This window comes from Clostridioides sp. ES-S-0108-01, assembly GCF_020662285.1.
In the GTDB taxonomy this organism is placed as follows: Bacteria; Bacillota; Clostridia; order Peptostreptococcales; family Peptostreptococcaceae; genus Clostridioides.
In genome coordinates this window covers 25,090-46,564 of the sequence record NZ_JADGMN010000012.1, presented here as the reverse complement: position 1 = coordinate 46,564, position 21,475 = coordinate 25,090, and the positions used below count along the sequence as shown (strand labels likewise).

Annotated in this window: 19 protein-coding genes; all 19 read right to left on the bottom strand. The window is 28.9% G+C overall.

Annotation, left to right across the window (positions count from 1 at the left end; translation table 11 throughout):
• Positions 1-35: 35 nt before the first annotated feature.
• Entirely contained in the window at positions 36-1,001 is a 966-nt protein-coding gene (galU, locus tag IR152_RS12280) for a UTP--glucose-1-phosphate uridylyltransferase GalU (RefSeq protein ID WP_227452250.1), read from the bottom strand.
• Positions 1,002-1,114: 113 nt separating this feature from the next.
• Complete coding sequence (gene pepF, locus IR152_RS12275; RefSeq protein ID WP_227452249.1) at positions 1,115-3,004, bottom strand: oligoendopeptidase F; 1,890 nt, start codon at positions 3,002-3,004, stop codon at positions 1,115-1,117.
• A gap of 350 nt (positions 3,005-3,354) precedes the next feature.
• On the bottom strand, positions 3,355-5,727 hold the full coding sequence (spoIIE, locus tag IR152_RS12270) for a stage II sporulation protein E (RefSeq protein WP_227452248.1): 2,373 nt from the start codon (positions 5,725-5,727) through the stop codon (positions 3,355-3,357).
• An 89-nt stretch (positions 5,728-5,816) separates the two neighbouring features.
• The gene (locus IR152_RS12265) at positions 5,817-6,737 is read right to left on the bottom strand and encodes a Ppx/GppA phosphatase family protein (protein WP_227452247.1); all 921 of its coding nucleotides are present in this window, start codon (positions 6,735-6,737) and stop codon (positions 5,817-5,819) included.
• A gap of 111 nt (positions 6,738-6,848) precedes the next feature.
• Complete coding sequence (locus IR152_RS12260; protein WP_227452246.1) at positions 6,849-7,133, bottom strand: FtsB family cell division protein; 285 nt, start codon at positions 7,131-7,133, stop codon at positions 6,849-6,851.
• 5 nt (positions 7,134-7,138) lie between these two features.
• On the bottom strand, positions 7,139-7,672 hold the full coding sequence (yabQ, locus tag IR152_RS12255) for a spore cortex biosynthesis protein YabQ (RefSeq protein WP_227452245.1): 534 nt from the start codon (positions 7,670-7,672) through the stop codon (positions 7,139-7,141).
• Complete coding sequence (locus IR152_RS12250) at positions 7,673-7,927, bottom strand: YabP/YqfC family sporulation protein (protein ID WP_003421411.1); 255 nt, start codon at positions 7,925-7,927, stop codon at positions 7,673-7,675.
• A gap of 61 nt (positions 7,928-7,988) precedes the next feature.
• Positions 7,989-8,231 carry an RNA-binding S4 domain-containing protein gene (locus IR152_RS12245; protein WP_003421412.1) on the bottom strand — a complete coding sequence of 81 codons (243 nt, stop codon included), beginning with the start codon at positions 8,229-8,231 and terminating at the stop codon, positions 7,989-7,991.
• A gap of 71 nt (positions 8,232-8,302) precedes the next feature.
• The gene (locus IR152_RS12240; protein ID WP_003421415.1) at positions 8,303-8,581 is read right to left on the bottom strand and encodes an HU family DNA-binding protein; all 279 of its coding nucleotides are present in this window, start codon (positions 8,579-8,581) and stop codon (positions 8,303-8,305) included.
• Between the two features lie 88 nt (positions 8,582-8,669).
• Positions 8,670-10,118: a nucleoside triphosphate pyrophosphohydrolase gene (mazG, locus tag IR152_RS12235; RefSeq protein WP_227452244.1), complete on the bottom strand. Its 1,449-nt coding sequence runs from the start codon at positions 10,116-10,118 to the stop codon at positions 8,670-8,672.
• Positions 10,119-10,224: 106 nt separating this feature from the next.
• Positions 10,225-11,838: a polysaccharide biosynthesis protein gene (locus IR152_RS12230; protein ID WP_227452243.1), complete on the bottom strand. Its 1,614-nt coding sequence runs from the start codon at positions 11,836-11,838 to the stop codon at positions 10,225-10,227.
• Between the two features lie 119 nt (positions 11,839-11,957).
• The gene (gene spoVT, locus IR152_RS12225; protein ID WP_009892063.1) at positions 11,958-12,497 is read right to left on the bottom strand and encodes a stage V sporulation protein T; all 540 of its coding nucleotides are present in this window, start codon (positions 12,495-12,497) and stop codon (positions 11,958-11,960) included.
• A 123-nt stretch (positions 12,498-12,620) separates the two neighbouring features.
• Positions 12,621-13,616, bottom strand: a complete 996-nt coding sequence (locus IR152_RS12220; RefSeq protein ID WP_227452242.1) for a peptidylprolyl isomerase — start codon at positions 13,614-13,616, stop codon at positions 12,621-12,623.
• Positions 13,617-13,646: 30 nt separating this feature from the next.
• Positions 13,647-17,033, bottom strand: coding sequence for a transcription-repair coupling factor (gene mfd / locus IR152_RS12215; protein ID WP_227452241.1), 3,387 nt, complete (start codon positions 17,031-17,033; stop codon positions 13,647-13,649).
• Between the two features lie 16 nt (positions 17,034-17,049).
• On the bottom strand, positions 17,050-17,610 hold the full coding sequence (gene pth, locus IR152_RS12210; protein WP_227452240.1) for an aminoacyl-tRNA hydrolase: 561 nt from the start codon (positions 17,608-17,610) through the stop codon (positions 17,050-17,052).
• 13 nt (positions 17,611-17,623) lie between these two features.
• On the bottom strand, positions 17,624-18,094 hold the full coding sequence (locus tag IR152_RS20475; protein WP_413927498.1) for a prepilin peptidase: 471 nt from the start codon (positions 18,092-18,094) through the stop codon (positions 17,624-17,626).
• A gap of 283 nt (positions 18,095-18,377) precedes the next feature.
• Positions 18,378-19,160, bottom strand: coding sequence for a prepilin peptidase (locus tag IR152_RS12205; RefSeq protein WP_227452239.1), 783 nt, complete (start codon positions 19,158-19,160; stop codon positions 18,378-18,380).
• The gene (locus IR152_RS12200; protein WP_227452238.1) at positions 19,141-20,223 is read right to left on the bottom strand and encodes a type IV pilus twitching motility protein PilT; all 1,083 of its coding nucleotides are present in this window, start codon (positions 20,221-20,223) and stop codon (positions 19,141-19,143) included. The genes IR152_RS12205 and IR152_RS12200 overlap by 20 nt, the downstream gene beginning before the upstream one ends.
• A 258-nt stretch (positions 20,224-20,481) precedes the next feature.
• On the bottom strand, positions 20,482-21,432 hold the full coding sequence (locus IR152_RS12195; protein WP_227452237.1) for a ribose-phosphate diphosphokinase: 951 nt from the start codon (positions 21,430-21,432) through the stop codon (positions 20,482-20,484).
• Between the last annotated feature and the right edge of the window lie 43 nt (positions 21,433-21,475).

Sequence of the window (21,475 nt, the reverse complement as noted above, 5' to 3'; positions counted from 1 at the left end):
ACTTGATTTTGCCACTGTACATCACCTTTCATTAATTATTTTTGAATTTCAAGTTCTCTAATTTCATTGACTTCAGCTAAATCTATTTTTTCATCTGTATTATTGTATAACACATTATTATTTTTATCAAATTCACTACATATATGTTTCAAATATTTTATAAAATCTTCCTTAAGGCCTTCTTTCTTTAGAGCGAAGTCAACAGTAGCTTCTAAAAATCCTAGTTTATCACCAACATCATATCTCTTACCTTCAAAATTGTATGCATACATAGCTTCTTTCTTAGATAATATCTTTAAAGCATCTGTAAGTTGCACCTCTCCACCTTTACCTGGTGGTAAATCCTTAAGAATATCAAAGATTTCAGGAGTTATTATATATCTACCTAAAATAGCAATATTTGAAGGAGCTTTTCCTGGCTCTGGCTTTTCTACCATATCTTTTACCTTATAAACTCTACCTTCTATATTTTTTGCTTCTATTATACCATATTTATTAGTATCTTCTTGATTCACTTTTTGAACACCTAATATTGTTGTTCTATACTCCTCGTATGCGTCTGTTAATTGCTTTAGACAAGGTACATCATTGTCCACAATATCATCACCTAACATTACTGCAAAAGGCTCATAACCTATAAAATGCCTAGCACAATAAATTGCATCTCCTAATCCTTTTGGCTCTTTCTGTCTTATATAATGTATGTTAATCATGTTAGATATATTTTGTACTATCTCTAACAATTCTTTCTTGCCTTTTTTCTCTAAATCAAGTTCCAATTCTACAGATTTATCAAAGTGGTCTTCAATAGATTTTTTATTTCTACCTGTTATTATTAGTATTTCCTCTATTCCTGAAGCCACAGCTTCTTCTATTATGTATTGTAGAGTAGGCTTATCAACTATTGGTAACATTTCTTTTGGTTGTGCCTTTGTAGCTGGCAAAAATCTAGTTCCTAAACCCGCTGCTGGTATTACGGCTTTTTTAACTTTAACTTGCATAGAATCATCTCCCACTAATTAATAAATAAAAAGTCCTATATTGATAGGACTTTAAACTTTTAGTATATTTTATCATTAATTCGATATATTTACCACGTGGATTATAATAATCTTTATAATAGCTTTTCAAGTTCAGCTACTAAACTGTCAAATTTTTTGATTGTATTTTCTATAGGTTTTGTATTAGTTAAATTTATGCCACTTGATTTTAATAAGTTTATTGGATAATCTGAACTTCCCTTTTTAAGGAAGTTTATATAGTTATCTGAACCATTTTTTAGTATATCTTGGGCAAAACTTACTCCTGCACTACAACCTGTAGCATATTTATAGACATAGAAACTATTATAAAAGTGTGGGATTCTAGCCCATCCGACCTTAGATAATTGGTCTAATTCATAGTTTTGTCCATAATATTTTTTAAGAAGTTGTCCCCAAACATCATTTAATACTAATGCATTTACACTTTTTCCTTTTTCTACTAACTCATGTATAGTTTTTTCAAATTCAGCATACATAGTTTGTGTATAAAGAGTGTCCTTTATCAAGTCTAAATATTGTGTTATATAATAAGCTTTTTCATCATTACCTTTAGCCTCTCTTATAAGCATCTCATAAAGTAATGCTTCATTAGTTGTAGATGCAACCTCATGAGTAAATATAGACGGATTTGAATTAAAATAATTCTGATTCTTAGAACTTAGGTATTCGTATACAGCATGACCAAGTTCATGTGATAAAGTTGAAACTGAACCTAATGAATTATTATAATTTAAAAGTATATATGGATGATTTTCATAAACAGATAAGCAGTATCCACCACTTACTTTATTTTCATGTGAATAAACATCTATCCATTTTTCATTGAAAGCTTTATACACTACATCATTGTATTCTTTTCCTAAAGGTAACAACGCTGAGTATACTATACTTTGTGCCTTTTCATAATTAATATTATTATCAGCAGTCTTAACTATAGGTACAAACATATCATATGAATGAACCTTATCTAATTTTAATACTTTTTTTCTTAAATCTATATATTTGTGTAGACTGTCCATATTGCTATTTACAGTCCTTATTAAATTATTGTATACTTTTTCATCTACATTATCAGATTCCAAATACATTTCTAAAGAAGACTCATAACCTCTCTCTTGAGAATAAAAAATATTCTTTTTCACTTGACCAGTAATCAAACCTGCAATTGTATTTACATTATCATTATAAGTTATAAGTTCATCTTGATAAGCTTTTTTCCTATTTTCTCTATCTGATGATTCTAATTCACTTGCATATTGAGCTGGTGTCAAATTAGTTTTTCTATCCATATTCCTAAATAATTCATAAACTTGACTTGGAAGACTACTTATTGAAGACACTTTGCTTAGGATGTCTTCTGACTTATCATCCAAATAATGTACTTTATTTCTTCTTATATCCCTTAAATATGCACCATATTTCCTATTTATATTTTTATTTGAAATAATTTTCTTATAATCTTTGTTTGATAATTTTAATATCTCTAATTCTAAATCCGAACAAATCCCCATATAGTTGCCATAGGATTTACTCATAGTATCATTCATATCTAAATATTTATATGAATTTTTATTAGTATCTTGTTTTAATTTTACATAGGCAGAAAGTCTATTTAATCTTATATCAAGCTTTTCCTTGATATTTAAGGCAAAAGACAAATGTGTTGGTGATTTTGTTACTTTACCTATGTAATTTTTTAATTCTTTAGTATCTTTATCAAAACTCTTAAGTTCTTTTTTCCATTGGTCATCACTTTTAAATAAAGATTGTAAGTTCCAACATGTTTTTTCATAATCTATTTCTTGTTTTTTTTCAGCATCATCTTCAGTATCATTATTCATGACAGTAACTGCTCTATCATTATTCTTTTGATATCCTTGGTCAGCTTTTATACTTATTATTAACATGCAAAAAATAGAAATAAATAAAGGTATTATTGCTTTGCACAATTTTCTATTCATAAAAAGCCATCCTTTCAATAAATTTACTTAATAATAGGATGGCTTTTTTCAGATATATTATTCAATTATTCATACTATATAAATAAATATCGAATTAATAGTTATCCACATAATAATCAACATATTCACAGGTTTTCTTTGTATAGAAATTTAGTTATTTCAACATGAATCTCTTTTGATAATAGCTTTTGTTTTTTCTTTTTTTACATTTTATTAACATTTCTGCCATACTTATCAACAATTTTTGTTGATTTATATGTTTTTTTTGTTAATAACTATACTTTTTTCAAAAGTCTATTAACATATTATACACAAGTTATCCACAGTTTATACACATAATTTTGTAAACTTTATTTTGTACATATTTTCGTAACTAAAACAGTCATGTCATCTTCGATTTGTAACGCTTGTAACTCTAATGCTCTATCTAATATTAAATTTGATATTTCCTTTGGATTTGTAGTCTCTATATTCTTTAAGAAGTATATTAACCAATTATCTCCTAAATTGTTATTTCTTCCTGCATCTACAATTCCATCAGAAACCATTATAACATAGTCTCCTTCCTTAACTTTTACATTTTTTCTATCAATTTTTACATCTGATAATATACCCACAGGCAATGATGATGATGATATTAAATCGACTTCTCCATCCTCTCTTTTTATATAAGTAGAACACGCTCCCATCTTTATAGTTTCTAAACAGCCTCGTTTTAAATCTAAAATTCCTAAATCCAGAGTTGAAAACATCTCTTCTGAAGACTTTAATAGCAACATATTATTTATAGTATCAATAACTATTTCGTCTTTAATTTTTGCATCTATCATTTTTTCCAGTATATCAATAGTGGCAGAAGATTCTTCATATGCTTTTTTACCTTTTCCCATACCATCACTTATAGCCATCATATACTTACCATCATTTATCTCCATGTATGTGTAATTGTCTCCACAAAGAATATGTCCATCCCTTGACATCGCTGAAACTTCTGTTACAGCCTTATATTTTTGAGATTTAACGAATGTTGCCTTACATTTACCTCCTAAACAATGGCACCCTATTTTTCTAACAGACATGTTTTCACCTACTAGGTCTGAAATTATATTTACAATTTTATCTTCACACATGCATCCATCATGGCAAGTTTTCTTTTCTATTGATATTTCAAATTCACTGTTACTCTTTGTTAAGTAACTTACTTTATCAACTGTTATGTCATATCTTTCTAACTGCTCATATATATTTTTTTCCTTTTCTATATCCAGCATTATATCGCCTTCTAAATCTTGGGATAGCGATTTAATTGATTTTGAAATACTTCTTATCTGATTTGCTATTAACTTTCTACTTTCTGAAAACTTCACACTCCAATCATAATCTAATACAAACATCTTGTAATAGTGATTTGATATTTTCACTATTGACTCTGGTTTCATACATTCCTTTCTAAAATTTTTAGGTATATCGTTTAGACTTAACTCTCCTTTCTCCTCAATTTTTTCAAGAATGTTATATATCATAGTGTATGTATGATTAAATCTTGATTCCCAACACATTCTTCTCATACTACAACTTTTACATTCATCATTATGAATCATATCTATTACATTAGCTATATCTCTTTGGTCTAACACCTTATCTTTTTCTCTTATCTTATCAAATGTATCTGCAAGGTCGTCGTAAGTTTTATAAATACTATTCAATCTACTATTAGTTAGATTCTTGCTTCTCATAATATAATCGTATACGATTTCATTTGAAGCTACATTACTTTTTATTAATTTTTCAATCTTATTAAATAACCTCTCTGGCAACACTATAACTATTAAACAACCAAATAGTATATCTCTTAATTGCATCATATTAGAAGTAATACCAGAAGTATATAGGTATATTATTATCCAACTTAGAATATATCCTAGTATACAGAAATATTTATTTATTTTATTAAATGCACCACTTATTAATCCTGAAAAAGAATATATCCCCATATAAATAGCTGATGTCATATTATTTAAAATGGATGCTACCCCAATAATTACACCACTAGATGCTCCCATGGTAGCTCCACCTACTATGGAGGTCAGTAATATCAATACTGTTGATAAAATGGTCCTTATTGATATTCCAAACAAGGATATATCACCTATCCCCATTATGCTAAAGGTCAGCAGTAAACTTATTGAGATAGCTTCTTCTGTCCGTACAGACATCCTATTGTTGACATTGGCCATTAAACCTATCCCATAAGAAAACACATATATAGATATAAACATTATTATTGCTTCTACACCTGCTATAAGAAGATTGTACGTATACCTATTTGAAAAGAAAGCTTGTCCCATGGAAATTGGAAGTAATATCATTGCACCTATAAATGCTACCTTAGCAATTGAATCTGATAATTTTAATTTCTTATTCATCGCCATAAATATTGTAAGGCACACAGCATATTTTGCTACATTTCCAAAATCATTAGATGATAAGAATATTCCTAATAATGTTGATATGAATACAGGTATCTTGTACTTGTCAATCTTTGATGCACATATAAAAAAGGCAATTCCTAAAGGGGCTACAGAGTCTACTATAATAGACCTACTAAGTAAAAATCCCATTACGGCGAATGCCGCCGTAGTAAAATCAATATATCCGCTTATTAATTTTATGACATTTGGTTTTACAGTTTTATTCTTCACAACTGCTACACTTCTTTGCATAAAAAAACCTCCTCTTTTGTTTATATTAAGAATTGTAACAAAGAGGAATAATTTTTTTTGTCATAATCGGTTTTAAAAATCAAAAAATATTAATACATTTTTTTTGACTTTTGACATATTAAGCCTTCCAAATTATCGTATTCACTTACGGTTATTTCTTCTATTTCTAATTTTTCCATTATTATATTCAATATTTTTACACCAGCAGTTATAATATCCGCACGTTTTTCTTGTAGCCCTTTTAAGTTCTTTTTATCACTTAATGTCATCTTTATTAATTTTTGTAGAATTTCTTCTATTTCTTTTTTGTGTATTTTACTATTATGTACTTTTTCCATAGAGTAAACCTCTAATTCTTGATTCATTGCTGATAATGATGTAATCGTACCGCCTATGCCTATAAGAGTTTTTAATCCTCTTTTTTTTATATAGTTTAAAGTTTCATCAATCTCATTACATATAAATGAACTCATAGCTTTAAACTCTTCATCTTCAATAATATCATGTTTCAAAAATCTCTCTGTCATCCTAAGAGCACCTACATTTTCACTTTTATTAAATTTGATTCCTTCTGAGTCACCTACAATAAATTCTGTTGAACCTCCTCCAATATCTATAACAATAATAGTATCATCACCTTGTATGCCTTCTAAGACACCCTTAAATCCCAAATTTGATTCTTCTATTCCTGTAACTATATCAACATCTATTCCAGTTTCTTCTTTAGCTAATTTAACAAAGTAATCTCCATTTTTACTATCTCTAAGAGCAGATGTCCCCATACAGTAAATTTTTTCACACTTTTCATTATTACACTTATCAGAGAATTCTTTTAATGCTTTTATATTTCTTTGAATAGCATCTTCCTTTATATATCCTTTATTATCTACACCATGACCAATTCTAGTTGTATTAACAAATTTTTTTCTGTTTATAAGCCTTCCATCTCTATAATCTGCTACTAATAATCTCATTGAGTTTGTCCCAATGTCTATAGCTCCTACTTTCATTATAAAATACCTCCTCAATAAAAACAAAAAGCCATCCTTAACTGAATGACTTTTTTACTAAATCTTAAATTTTAAAATCAATACATCTGTAAACTTATTAGCAAGATTTAATCAACGATTTATATCTACATAAACTGTTTCATTAGGTTTTACCATATTTAATCTTTTTCTTGCTATTTCTTCTAAGTCTCCTTCATATGATTTTTCATCTTTCTTTAAGCTGTTTATTTGTATTTCAGTCTTTTTTAACTGTTTATTTAGACTTGCTATTTCTTTTTTATATTCCTTAGCTTTTGTGTACTCAAATACGAATCCAGTCATCATACTAAAAATTGATATTCCTAAAAATAAACTGATAACAATGATTTGTCCTGAGAATTTTTTTCTTAAGTTCATTTTTCCTACACCCTTTTTTTAGTTTTATTTTTTTTCTTCTTAGGTTTTGATTTTTTCTTGTGCTTTAATTTTTTATTTGATTTTCTTTTTATACTTTTTTTCGTCGCTATAAATATGTTTGGTATATAAAATATAATATCAAATAGTAGGTGTAGTGAATAGATTATAACGTAATACAAATTGTTCAAAAAACTGACTATGTAATGTGTAACTTTTTTAAAAGAATTCCTCACAAAACGAATTATTTTATTGATAATTGATAATACAATTTTACTTATGGTGTTGTAGTATAAAATAAAACCAATAAACAAAGCCACAAAATGGTAATATCTTAAATCAAAAAACTCTGTAAGGTTTATTGTCACGAATATTATAACTGTAGCTAGAAACCAAAACAATACATCAAAGATTATCGCAAAATAATTGATGAATTTAAAATTTCCCCTTAGCCCTCTATAAAAATCAAACAACACTCCTATGAGTATCCCACCATAAATAGTAGCATAAAAAATGCTTACATCTTGAGTAAAAGGTATCATCTATCTAAATACCTTTTTCAAGAAACTCTCTTGTGGCTTTTTAGGCTTTGCATACACCATAGAATTTATAGTTCCATCTATGCTAATTATATTTTCGTCTATACTTAGCTTGCTCATATCTAGGTTCTCGCCTTCAATTACCATCTCTCCTACAGAAGTTTTAAGCTCTACTCTTTTATCATTAAAAGAATATATGTGCTCAACTCCTGAAATAACTAGCTTTGATCTATCTTTCAAAGTTATGTTCTGTTCCATAATATCCCCCCAGTAAATATTTCACTAATACTACTATTAATATACTAGAGGACTATTAATTTTATTCTAAAATTTCGTACATTTCTTTTGCATCATTTTTTAATACATGTTCTTTTACTTCATTTATCTTAAACTTCATCTTCTTCTCTCCAAATTGTATTTCTAATGTATCTCCAATATTCACTTCTGAAGAAGATTTAGCAACTTTTCCATTTATAGTAACAATTCCTTTATCACATGCATCTTTAGCAACAGTTCTTCTCTTTATAATCCTAGATACTTTTAAAAACTTATCTAATCTCATAATTACCACCTTCCTTAGCTCTATAGAAAAAGTGTGGTAAATTTATCCACACTTTTTCACAAGATTTCTAATTATCCATTTATTATATCCTTTAATCCTTTTCCAGCTTTGAAAACTGGTGCTTTAGAAGCTGGTATATCTATAACTTGCTCCGGATCTCTTGGATTTCTTCCTTGTCTAGCAGCTCTTTCTCTTGTCTCAAATGTTCCAAATCCAACTAATTGAACTTTTTCATTATTTACTAGTGCATCTTGAACAGAACTCATAAATGCGTTTAACGCAGCCTCTGCTTCCTTCTTTGTTAATCCACTTTTTTCTGCCATCTTTGATACTAATTCAGCTTTATTCACGATATTTACCTCCTAAAAATGTTTATAATATAGACTTCTATCTTTGTGATAAAAGTTCTAGATTTTTGACAAATTTCCTTCCACAATTTTATTGTTTTTTAGCCTGATTCCAAAATTCATCCATCTCTTCAAGTGTCATGTCTTCTAATTTTTTATTTAAATTCATTGCACTTTTCTCTACAAACTCAAATCTATTTATGAATTTATCTGTAGTACAGTTCAAGGCTTCTCCTGAGTCTATGTCTAAAAATCTAGCTAGATTTACTATCGAAAATAATAAATCGCCTAGTTCTTCCTTTATGTATTTTATATTCCCGACCCTGTGTTCGTCAAGTAATTCCTGATATTCTTCTTCAATTTTTTTAAATACATCTTCTACATCGTCCCAATCAAAGCCAACAAGTGCTGCTTTATGTTGAACTTTACTAGCCTTCATAAGAGCTGGTAAATGTTTTGGTATCCTTCTAAGGCCATCTGTTATAGTACTTTCGCCTTTCTCTTCTTTCTTTAATTCTTCCCAAGTTTTTTCAAACTTAGACATATCTAGTTTTGCACCACTAAATATATGAGGATGTCTATGAATTAATTTTTTACATATGCCATTTACTACTTCTTTTAAATCAAAGTAGCCTTCCTCATTTCCTATCTGGCAATGGAATATAACTTGTAAAAGAACATCTCCTAGTTCTTCTACCATTTCATCTATATCATTATTATCAATTGCATTACAAAGTTCATATGCTTCCTCTATAACAGAATTTTTTAATGATTGATGTGTTTGTTTTTTATCCCATTCACATCCAGATGGACTTCTAAGTGTATTAACTATTATTTCTAAGTCATGTACTGTATTATACATCTTTTTAGAACTTTTGGGTATATATAAGCTAGTTAAATAGTCAAAAAAGTTTTCATTTCTGTCTAATTCGCAAAGCTTTATAAACTTTTTACTTTCTAAATCTTTGACACCTGCTCCATTTACTATACATACTTCTTGATTATAGTCGTAGTGCTCCATAAGCTTTAACTTTACATTAGATGCTATAAATTTATCATATACTTGAGTTATTATCACACTTGTATCTAAGTCTATATATGAATTTTCTATTTCAAAAGCATCTATCAATTTAAATCCCTCAGATGGGTCTATAGCCAAATAGTTAAACATAGCGTCTACAAAGCTCATAGAAGGCAATATTTCTACTGCTATGTGATTTTCATTGGCTAATCTCTCTATTATACTTACAGTCTTTTCTGCGACTCTTGGATGACCAGGAACAGCGTATACTAAGTCACCCTTTGCAGATTCTTCTATGATAAATTCAGATATTTTTAAGTAAACACTCTCAAAGTTTTCCTCATTTTCATAAAAGTAATCTAAAGAAGTGTATTGTATAGTTTCTTTAAGCTTATCAATTATCGGATGTTTCTCTGTTCTAAAAAAGACTCTAGGGCTATTTTTTAAAGATTCCAGTACACCTTGACTTATAAGAGAATAGTCTCCTGGTCCAAGCCCTACAATACTTATCTTACCCATAACATCACTCCCATTAGCAAATTTCACTTTATTTTTGTATTGTTATACAAATAAGGAGCTTTACTATTTGTATAGTATTTCCTTTATTTGCATATATATTCCTATATTATCTTATAAGTTTAACTTTTTTTAACAATTTATATAATTTATCACCTTTTGGCATAGTCAAAATCTCTTCTTTTTTAATTCCACCTATTCCAAGTATTACTACTACATATACAATTCCACCAATACCTATTGCAATTATTGTGGATATGCTATTTCCTAAGAATCCAACTAAAGCACCATAACTCAACTTAACTATTATAAACATTGTCATAACTGTTATAAATGGCTTTATTATAAATTCTTTTTTAGAGAAGTTTACGTTCATGTGTTTTTTGACATATAATAAGTTAATCATGGATGCCACAAAGTACGCTGTAACTGTACCAAAGGCTGAACCCAATACATTAATATCTGGTATACCTGTTAAAGTATAACTTATTACAATTTTGCATAACATACCAACACATAAAGCAATTACAGGTACTATTGGTTTTCCCATTCCTTGAATTATACCAGTCAATGTCTGTATTAAGCCTAAAAATAATACACATGGAGTAAGAGTAAACAAAATAGTTCCTACAGAAGATGGTTCATGTGGAAATAAAAGACCCATTATTGGTATTGCTAAAGAAGCCATACCAAACGCACAAGGTAATACTATAAGTAAAGTTACCTTAACTGCACTCTTAGTATCTTTTCTAGCCTTTGACTTATTTCCTAATGCATATGCTTTAGAAATTGCTGGAACTAAGCTCATACTCATTGCAGTTGTTATAACTGCTGGTAAATTTATTGTAGCCATTGCCATACCTGTTAATTGACCAAACATTGAATTTGCTACTTTGTATGTAAAACCTGCTTCCATAAGTCTTCTTATTACAATAACATTATCTATCATATTTACAAGTGGCATTACTGATGCTCCTATAGTTATGGGAATAGCAACAGTTAAAAGCTTTTTAAAAATATAAGAAACTCTCTCATCTTTAAACCTTTGACTTGCATCTATTTCTGCTCTACGCTCTTTTCTCCCTAGCATATAAGTAAACACCAAATAAAGCATAGATGCTATTGAACCTATTGTAGCTCCTGATATAGCACCCGCTGCCCCAAAAGTCTGCCCTAGACTCTTCATAAGGAAGTAAGCCAAAGTAAGACCTAATACAACTCTAAAAAACTGCTCTGCAACTTGAGACACAGCAATCTTAGTCATATCTTGTCTCCCTTGAAAATATCCTCTATATGCAGACATTGCAGGAACAAATAGTAATGCTGGAGCAATGGCTTTCATAGAGTATAATGCACCTGGATTTTTCATTATGTTTGTTACTATGTAGTCGGCTCCAAAAAATAATATACAAAATGATATTATGCCGGTAATGAATAAAACTGTATGTGATACCTTAAATATCTTATTTGCTCCTTTAAAATTTCCAATGGCAACTTTTTCCGAAACCAATTTTGCTACAGCTGTTGGAAATCCAGCGGTAGCTAATGTTAAAAATAGAGTATACACAGGATAAGCAGCCTGATAGTATCCCATACCTTCTGAACCAATCATGTTTCCAAGGGGAATCCTAAAAAATCCACCCATTATTTTTACGATTACACCTGCTAGCCCAAGTATAAGGGCTCCTTTTAGAAAGGAGTCTTTATTTTTGTTATTGTTCATAACATAACCTCCACACTGTTTATATAACAAACTTTAATATACCATATTTTTAATGCTATATTCAATATTTTACACAAAAACTTCAAAAGACCTTCATTTAAAAGGTCTTTATGATAAAATTATTGAACTTGTTTTCCTAAAAAGTTAGCAGCAATTTTTAAAGATTTTTCTTCACTTTCTGCAATTGTATCTTTATCTTTTGAAACAACTACAATTGAACCTATACAGTCACCAGATGCACTAATTATAGGCATGATAACTTGACTAGTATATTCTTTTTGGTCTTCTTTAAATAAAGGTAAAATGTTTTTATCTTTTGAATACTTTACTGTTCTTTCACTTATTATTGCTTCTAACTCATCACTTATACTTTTTTCTTTATAATCTTTTTTAGGAAGCTTAGATACAGCTATTATAGAATCTAAGTCTGTTATCAACACACCATATCCTAGTACTTCAGCTAATGTTTCAGCATATTCTTGAGAGAATTCATTTAATTCTCCTATTGGAGAGTATTTTTTAAGTATGACTTCTCCATCTTTTGCTGTAAATATCTCTAAAGGATCTCCTTCTCTAATTCTTAATGTCTTTCTTATCTCTTTTGGGATAACTACCCTTCCAAGATCATCTATTCTTCTAACTATACCTGTTGCTTTCATATTTTTTAATCCCTCCATAAATTACTTTAAGTTTATTTTTACCATTGTTAAGAAAAATATACAAAAAAAGCTATATCTTATCTAGATATAGCTTTTTTAATCATATTACTCTTTTTTTAGTTTTTAGATTGTGATTTTATTTATTACTTTTTCATCTTTTTCTACCTTAGCTTCTTTAGTTAATTTTTCTATTTGCTCTTGATATTTATTTTTTAATAATTGGTCTTTTATAGTTTCTTTAGCATCTTCAAATGATGTTTGCTCATTTATTTTATCTGTTACTTTAATTATATGGTATCCATATTGAGTTTCAACTAAATTAGAAACTTCACCCTTTTTCATAGAAAAAGCAGCCTCTTCAAACTCAGCAACCATTTGACCTCTTGAGAAAAATCCTAATTTACCTCCATCACTTGCTGTAGAATCTTGTGAATATTTTTTTGCTACTTTTGAAAAATCTTCTCCTGATTTAACTTCTTTAAGAGCCTCTTCAGCCTTTTTCTTAGCTTCGGTCTTTTCCTTATCTGAAAGTGGCTTATTATTGTCATCTACTGTTTTCAATAAAATATGAGAGGCTTCTACTTCATCTTTTTTAAATTCATCTTTATGTGTATCATAGTATTTTTTCATTTCTTCATCTGATATTTTAGTCTTTTTAGTAAAATTGCTTTGATAGTTTTGCATTGCTAAATCTTTCTCTTGTTGGTCTTTTAAAAACGCATCATCTATTCCTAATTTCTTAAGCTGTTCTTTATATTTTTCATCTTTACTCATAGCATCTTTTAATTCTTTAAAACTTTTTTCAACATCCTCTTTTTTAGGAAGTAAGTTGTCTTTTTTAGCTTGAGAATATATTACTTCTGTAGTTATAAGTTGGTCAAGAATTAAGTCTTTAAACTTGTCCTTATATTTTACACCCTTTTCAACTTCCTTATCCCATATATCTTTTCCATAAGTTTGTTCCATAGAATCTTTATAAAGAGCTATAGTTTTTTTAAACTCATCTGATGATATCTTTGTCCCTTCAACTGTCGCCACAGTTTCTCCTTTACTAGAGCTACAGGCAGTCACAGATACTACCAAAATCATAGCTATTGCCAATGTTATTACTTTTTTCAAATTTAAAACATCCCTTCTTAAATTTACAAGTTATTTCACCTTGCACATTTTTTCTAATAATTCTTCTAATTCTGTAACTATATTATAACCTATTTTCTGTTTAGTTCTATACTTTGTTATTGGAACTAACAATATTTCATCTTTTAATTGTCTTATTTTTTCTATTTTTAATATCTTACACAGTGATTTTATATAAGCTATTGTAAGAAGTGTCTGAACTGGTTTAGGTATATCAGAGAATCTATCCTCAAGTTCTTCCTGTATATCCAACATATCTTCTTTATTTTCAATAGAAGCTATTTTCTTATACATTTCAATCTTAATCAATTCATCTTTGATATAATTATCTGGAATGTATGCATTTACACTTAAATCTATTTCAACATCAATTTCTTCCACAATAGGTTCACCTTTAACCTTTTTAATTGCATCATTAAGCATTTTTACATACAAGTCATAACCTATAACTGCCATATGACCATGTTGTTGGGAACCTAAAATATTTCCAGCTCCCCTTATTTCAAGGTCTCTCATTGCTATTTTAAAACCAGAACCAAACTCTGTAAATTCTCTGATAGCTTTTAATCTCTTCTCTGCTATCTCACTTAGAGCTTTATCTTTTTCATATAAAAGATATGCATATCCTTGTCTTGAGCTTCTTCCAACCCTACCTCTCAATTGATAAAGTTGAGCTAACCCCATTTTATCTGCATCATATATAATCATTGTGTTTGCATTGGATATGTCCATACCAGTTTCAATTATTGTAGTGCAGACTAATACATCATAATCTTTATTTAAAAATCCTAGGATTATATTTTCTAATGATTTAGAAGTCATTCTTCCATGTGCAACAGCCACTCTAGCATCTGGCACGAGCTTTTGAATCATACTTGCCATCTCTTCAATGTGTTCAACTCTATTGTATACAAAAAATACCTGTCCACCCCTACCTAGTTCTCTCTCTATCTCATCTTGAATTACGCTTTCCTTACTCTCTGTAACATATGTTATTACAGGATGTCTTTCTTGTGGAGGTTCTTCTATAACACTCATATCTCTTATTCCACTTAAAGACATATGTAAAGTTCTTGGTATAGGAGTTGCTGAAAGTGTAAGTACATCTACTGTAGATTTAATTTTCTTTAAAGCTTCCTTATGTTTTACTCCAAATCTTTGCTCTTCATCAATGACTACAAGACCCAAGTTTGGTAAATTTATATCTTTGGATATTATTCTATGTGTTCCAATCAAAATATCTACTAATCCTTTTTTAGCATCTTCAATAATTTGTTTTTGTTGCTTTGGAGTTTTAAATCTACTTAAAACTTCTACTCTCAAAGGATAATTTTCAAATCTCTCTTTGAATGTATTATAATGTTGTTGAGCTAATATTGTTGTTGGAACCAACACAGCAACTTGCTTTTGGTCCATACAAGCTTTAAAAATACTTCTAATCGCTACTTCTGTTTTTCCATAACCAACGTCTCCACATACAAGTCTATCCATTACCTTACTTGATTCCATATCTTTTTTAGTTTCCTCTATAGCCTTTAATTGGTCTTCTGTTTCTTGATATGGAAACAACGATTCAAACTCTGCTTGCCAAGGTGTATCTTTTGAAAACTTATACCCTTGTATTTTTTCACGTTTTGCATAAAGCTCAATTAAGTCCTTTGTCATATCTTCAATTTCTTTTTTAACTTTTGCTTTTGCCTTTGTCCATTCGTTTGTTCCAAGCTTATTTAACTTAACTTTTTCTACTTCTGCACCAATATATTTTTGTACTTTGTCCATCTGGTCTATTGGCACATATAGATTATCTCCACCTTGATATACTATTTTCATATAATCTTTTTTAATAGCATTGACCGTAATTTGTTCAATTCCTGTGTATCTACCTACACCACTATTTTCATGAACTACATAGTCTCCAACACTTAAATCTAAAAATGATTCTATTTTCTTTCCTTTTTTAACTTTTTTATTGCTAGTCTTAGACGCTCTTTTATAAACACCTATCATTTCATTGTCTGTTATAACAACAAACTTTATGGATTTATACTGAAAACCACTGTTTATGTGTGCAGGTACAATTATAACTTGAGAAGATTTAATTTCAATATCTCTACCTTTAGAAACAGTCGTTTCTAAGCCTTTATCCAATAAATCTTTTCCTAATTTATTTGCCCTTTCTAAGGTATTTGTTGCTAAAATTATTTTGTATCCATTGTATTTCAGCCTATTTAATTCTTCTACAAGCAAATCTACCTTTCCATTAAATGTAGGAACTTCTCTACTTTCAAAGTTGATTATAGATTTTATAGAAAAATTATTTATAGACTTTGGCAATAGTGAGTTTAATACTACAGACTTGTCTTTTACTAAGTACTCTAAATCTGTATAATGATATAATAATTTACCTTGGCTCTTAATAGCCAGACCTCTTTCAAGATTTAATTTATAATTTTCTCTAAACTCATTTATATAATTTTCGCATCTTTCTTTAAGCCTTGTTATATCGTTGATAAACACTATTGCATCATCTGCTAGATAAGTAAATATGCTTTTGTTTTCTTCTGGATAAATATAATCTATATAGTTTTCTACACCTTCAAAATAAGTCTTGCTTGATATATAATCTATATTTTGAAATGTACCTTCATCAGTATTTTTAGTTGTTTCTTTTTTTAGTTTAACTAATACATCTGTAGTTTTCTCTGGATAAATAAATTCCCTAGATGGAGTTATAGAGAATTGTTGCAATTTATCAATTGATTTTTGTGAATATACGTCAAAAGTTCGCATGGAATCTATCTCATCATCAAATAATTCCATACGAATTGGATTTGTATATTCAAGTGAAAATACATCAATAATTCCACCTCTTATACTAAATTGACCAAACCCCTCTATTTTTGAAACTCTTTCATATCCTAATGAAACTAATTTCTCAGTTAATTTCTCTAAATCTAAGTTATCTCCTACTTTATAATGAGATACACTATCAAGTAAAACTTGTTTTGGTATGTATTTTTTTAAAACTGCTTCAATAGAAGTTACTAAAATTATTTTTTCCTTATTTGCTAGTTTTAACAATACCTTTAATTTCTTTGCTTCTTCGCTTCTGTCCTTTGCATCCAAGTGATAAAAATAAACATCTTGAAAGCCTAAATATTCAACTTTATCTTCAATATAAAAACTTAAATCTTCATATACTTTCTTTGCTTCTAAATCACTACTAGTTATAAAAATCATTTGTCGTGATAAATCATTAAACATAGAATACGATATATGAGGTTTTTGTACTGGTAAAAGTCCATTAACCAATAATGAGCCTTTTGTATTTTTTATACAGTTTATTATATCTTTATACTCTTTTGAATTTTGCAAAGGATATAAAAAAACATCATTCATTTAAATCTCCCTCTCACTATCCATTGTATTTGTTCATAGACATATCTATATTTTCTCTTATTATTGAGTCAATAGCATATGCTGCTTTTTCTAGTGCTTCATTTATATTATCAGATTCTTCTTTTCTAAATCTAGAAAGTACAAAGTCTGCTAAGTCTTGACCAACTTCTGGCTTAGATACACCTACTCTCACTCTTGGAAAATCATTTGAACCTAGGCATTTAGTTATAGATTTCATACCATTATGAGTTCCTCCACTTCCTTTTTTTCTTATGCGTATCTTTCCAACATCTAAATCTATATCATCATATACTACTACTATGTTACTTAAATCAACCTTGTAATATTTATATATATCTATTAATGTTTCTCCACTTAAATTCATATAAGTTTGTGGTTTAACTAATAATACTTTTTCAGTACCTACTCTCCCTTCACCAATCAAAGCTTTATGCTTTATTTTAGTAACACTAATATTGTATTCTTTAGCAAGAATATCTATAACATCAAATCCAACGTTATGTCTAGTCTTCTCATATTTCTTTCCTGGATTACCTAACCCTACTACTACGTACATTTCTTACCTCCTGTTATATAAATTTGTATAACAAATTATAATAAAAATTAAATATATTATACTCTGTAAATATTATTAAAATTGTTGCTAAGGAAATAAAAGGTGTAAAAGGAATTTGCTTTTTTATACTTATATCTTTAAACATTTTAGTTATGTATAAAATAGCAAAAAACAAAAACGCTAAAATAAATGATAAAACTATCACATAAAATCCATAGCTATTTCCCAATGCAAAGCAACATAAGCTATAGAGACCTACATCTCCATAGCCTAATCCTTTTGTTAGTGTAGCAATAATATAAGGTATAATAAAGCCTATAATTAGTCCAAATATATGATTTATATAGTCAAATTGGACGATATTGTAAAAGCCCAAAAAAATTATACCTTGAACTATTATACCACTAACTATTGTTATATCATATACATATATTGTGTAGTAATCTACAATGGATATAATTATTAGAAATGGAATTAATAGCATATATTGTACGCATTCTACACTAATTCCAAATTTTAGATATACTAATACAGATAAAACTACAGTTATTATGTAAATAAAAAGCATATTATATAAATTTTTCTTTACTCTATCACAAAAAATACATAGAGATTTATTTATCAAATGTGCAAAAAATAAGGAAATTACTATTATATACTCCATAGTTTGTAGCACTTTAGTAATAGGGTTAATAATAATATTGTCCTTATTAGATACTTTAATTCATTTTTATAAAAATTAAAACTTGATTTAGTTTAACTATTATCTACATAACCATAGAAAAATAAAGTTCAAATAACTGTTTTCCACATAAGATTGTTATTAATGCTCCAATTGATATAAATGGACCATAAGGTATAACAGAATTGTATTCCTTTCCTTTTATCTTACTTAAAATTATCACACAAATTCCATATACTGCTCCTACATAAACGCTTAGCAAAGCTGTCAAAAGACCATTTTTAACACCCATATAAAAACCCAGCATTGCAAATAGTTTAATATCTCCTCCACCCATACACTCTTTTTTTATTATAAATTCAATAAAAATCACGATAATCCAAACACTTCCTCCACAAATAAAAGCACCTATAATCGAATCTTTAATTGGAATCTCTTTAAATAAGAAATTGAAAATTATAGCAAATATAGCTCCAAAAACCAGTATTTTATCTGGTATTATAAAGTGGTCAATATCTATAAATGTAATTATAATCAGTAAGGACACAAGAATCAAATAATAAACAGTAGATGTAGATACTCCATATAACATAAATACTGCTAAAAATAAAATTCCTACAATTAATTCTACTATAACATATCTACTAGAAATTTTCTCATAACAATATCTACACTTTCTACCACTCATTAAATAGCTTAGTACTGGTATCAAGTCTATTGGCTTTAGTTTAGTATTACAACTCATACAATGGGAAGGAGGTCTAGAAATAGATATACCTTCTGGAATCCTAAAAATGCAAACATTAAAGAAGCTTCCAAATAATAGCCCCACTATAAATACATATAAATTAACGATTATAATATCCATTGTAGTTTACTCCACCTATCATTCTTGCCATAAACTCTTGGTCAGTACATCTACTAAGTGCCATATCTTTTGTAATCTTTCCATTTTTATAAAGTTCCATTAAATCTTGGTCCATAGTTTTCATACCTGCTTTAACTCCAGTTTGTATCATGTTTGGAATTTGATATGTTTTACCTTCTCTTATCAGGTTTTTTATTGCTGGAGTAGCAAACATCAATTCAATCGCAGCTATTCTGCCTTTTCCATCTGCTGTAGGAAGTAACTGCTGTGATACTACACCTTCACAAACTGTAGATAGCTGTGTTTTTATTTGTTGCTGTTGAGATGGTTGGAACATGTCCACTATTCTATCGATTGTCTTAGCCGCCCCAACTGTATGTAGTGTTGAAAATACTAAATGACCTGTCTCTGCTGCTGTTAATGCTATTGATACAGTTTCAGGGTCTCTCATCTCTCCTATTAGTATTACATCTGGGTCTTGACGCAAAATAGCTCTAAGAGCTGAATGGAAACTTTCTGTGTCAGTTCCCACTTCTCTTTGATTTACTAAACTTTGTTTATGATGATGTACATATTCTATTGGGTCTTCAAGTGTAATTATATGTTTTTGTTGTGTTTCATTTATTATGTTTATCATACTTGCAAGTGTTGTACTTTTACCACTTCCTGTTGGACCTGTAACTAAAACTAATCCTTTATGCTTTTCAGTAAATGATTTTATATCTTCTGGAAGACCCAATTTTTCAAAAGTTGGTATCTCTGCTGTTATAGTTCTTATTGCTATTGCGTAATTTCCTTTTTGTCTATATGCATTTACCCGAAATCTTTCTCCTGTTTTTAGAGAAGCTGAAAAATCAGCTTCTCCATGTTCCTCTATTACTTTAAACATAGATTCCCCTGCTATGTCTTTTGCCATTTGAATTGTTATTTCTGATGTCAATATTTGTTCACTTAGTTTTACAAATCCACCTTTTACTCTGGCTACAGGATTTGTTCCAACTGTTATGTGTATATCTGATGCGTTTAGTCCTATACCGTGTTCCAATAAATCATAAATATACATAATATTTACTCTCCATATCTTCTATTAGTTTACTTATTTTTCAGTAATAAATATATAAAATTATTTTATTATTTATTTGTTTATACTAAGTTATTTTTTATATTTAGTTTACTTAACTACACATAATTTTTAAACCATAATCCTTTTCTAAAATAACATACATTTCTTAAAAAAAATAGCTCTATAAATTCAAATATCAAAAAAAGAGTTGCTCAAAAGTCTTATATCCTTTTAAACAACTCTTATAAATCTAATAAATTAGAATAATTTACTTACTGATTCATTAGAGAATATCATTCTTATCGCATCACCAAATAATGGAGCTACAGTTTTTATCTTTATCTTATCTATCCTTTTTTCTTCAGGAAGTTGTATAGTATCAAGAACTATTAACTCACTTATCTCTGAATTAGCAATTCTTTCAATAGCTGGTCCTGATAATACACCATGAGTACAGCAAGCATAAACATCCTTTGCTCCAAACTCTTTAAGTGCATTTGCAGCATTAACGATTGTTCCTGCTGTATCTATCATATCGTCTAATAGTATAACATTTTTACCTTTAACATCACCTATTAAGTTCATAACTTCGCATACGTTAGCTTTTGGTCTTCTCTTATCTATTATAGCTATTGGAACTTCTCCATTTAAAGTGTTAGCAAACTTTCTTGATCTAGTAACACTTCCTAAGTCAGGAGATACTACTACTAAATCTTCTATCTTCTTTTCATTGAAATAATCTGCTAATATTGTTCCACCTAGTAAGTGGTCTAATGGTATATCAAAGTATCCTTGTATTTGAGCTGCATGTAAATCCATTGTTAACACTCTATCTGCTCCAGCAGCAGTTATTAAGTTTGCAACTAATTTAGCAGTGATTGGATCTCTTGCCTTAGCCTTTCTGTCCTGTCTTGCGTATCCATAATAAGGAATAACTGCTGTTATTCTTCCTGCTGATGCTCTCTTTAATGCATCAATTAAGATTAATAACTCCATTAAGTTATCATTTACTGGGCTGTTAGTAGATTGCACTACAAACACATCACAACCTCTTACTGTCTCATTCATATTTACACATATTTCACCATCACTAAATGTACCTACTTCACAATCTAGTACTGATACACCTATATAGTCAGCTATTTTTTGTGCTAACTCTTTCGATGAATTACCTGCAATAATTTTAATCTCGCTTCCGCTAGTATTCATTTATGTAACCCTCCTGAAAATTTTAAAATACTAATGAATATAA

Coding starts and splice junctions, on each gene's coding strand:
- IR152_RS12205 (WP_227452239.1), bottom strand. CDS start 19,160: ATGGATATTATAATCGTTAATTTATATGTATTTATAGTGGGGCTATTA.
- galU (WP_227452250.1), bottom strand. CDS start 1,001: ATGCAAGTTAAAGTTAAAAAAGCCGTAATACCAGCAGCGGGTTTAGGA.
- spoIIE (WP_227452248.1), bottom strand. CDS start 5,727: ATGCAAAGAAGTGTAGCAGTTGTGAAGAATAAAACTGTAAAACCAAAT.
- IR152_RS12265 (WP_227452247.1), bottom strand. CDS start 6,737: ATGAAAGTAGGAGCTATAGACATTGGGACAAACTCAATGAGATTATTA.
- mazG (WP_227452244.1), bottom strand. CDS start 10,118: ATGGGTAAGATAAGTATTGTAGGGCTTGGACCAGGAGACTATTCTCTT.
- yabQ (WP_227452245.1), bottom strand. CDS start 7,672: ATGATACCTTTTACTCAAGATGTAAGCATTTTTTATGCTACTATTTAT.
- mfd (WP_227452241.1), bottom strand. CDS start 17,033: ATGAATGATGTTTTTTTATATCCTTTGCAAAATTCAAAAGAGTATAAA.
- IR152_RS12200 (WP_227452238.1), bottom strand. CDS start 20,223: ATGTATATTTATGATTTATTGGAACACGGTATAGGACTAAACGCATCA.
- IR152_RS12195 (WP_227452237.1), bottom strand. CDS start 21,432: ATGAATACTAGCGGAAGCGAGATTAAAATTATTGCAGGTAATTCATCG.
- pepF (WP_227452249.1), bottom strand. CDS start 3,004: ATGAATAGAAAATTGTGCAAAGCAATAATACCTTTATTTATTTCTATT.
- spoVT (WP_009892063.1), bottom strand. CDS start 12,497: ATGAAAGCAACAGGTATAGTTAGAAGAATAGATGATCTTGGAAGGGTA.
- pth (WP_227452240.1), bottom strand. CDS start 17,610: ATGTACGTAGTAGTAGGGTTAGGTAATCCAGGAAAGAAATATGAGAAG.
- IR152_RS12230 (WP_227452243.1), bottom strand. CDS start 11,838: ATGAACAATAACAAAAATAAAGACTCCTTTCTAAAAGGAGCCCTTATA.
- IR152_RS20475 (WP_413927498.1), bottom strand. CDS start 18,094: ATGCTATTAATTCCATTTCTAATAATTATATCCATTGTAGATTACTAC.
- IR152_RS12245 (WP_003421412.1), bottom strand. CDS start 8,231: ATGAGATTAGATAAGTTTTTAAAAGTATCTAGGATTATAAAGAGAAGA.
- IR152_RS12260 (WP_227452246.1), bottom strand. CDS start 7,133: ATGAACTTAAGAAAAAAATTCTCAGGACAAATCATTGTTATCAGTTTA.
- IR152_RS12250 (WP_003421411.1), bottom strand. CDS start 7,927: ATGGAACAGAACATAACTTTGAAAGATAGATCAAAGCTAGTTATTTCA.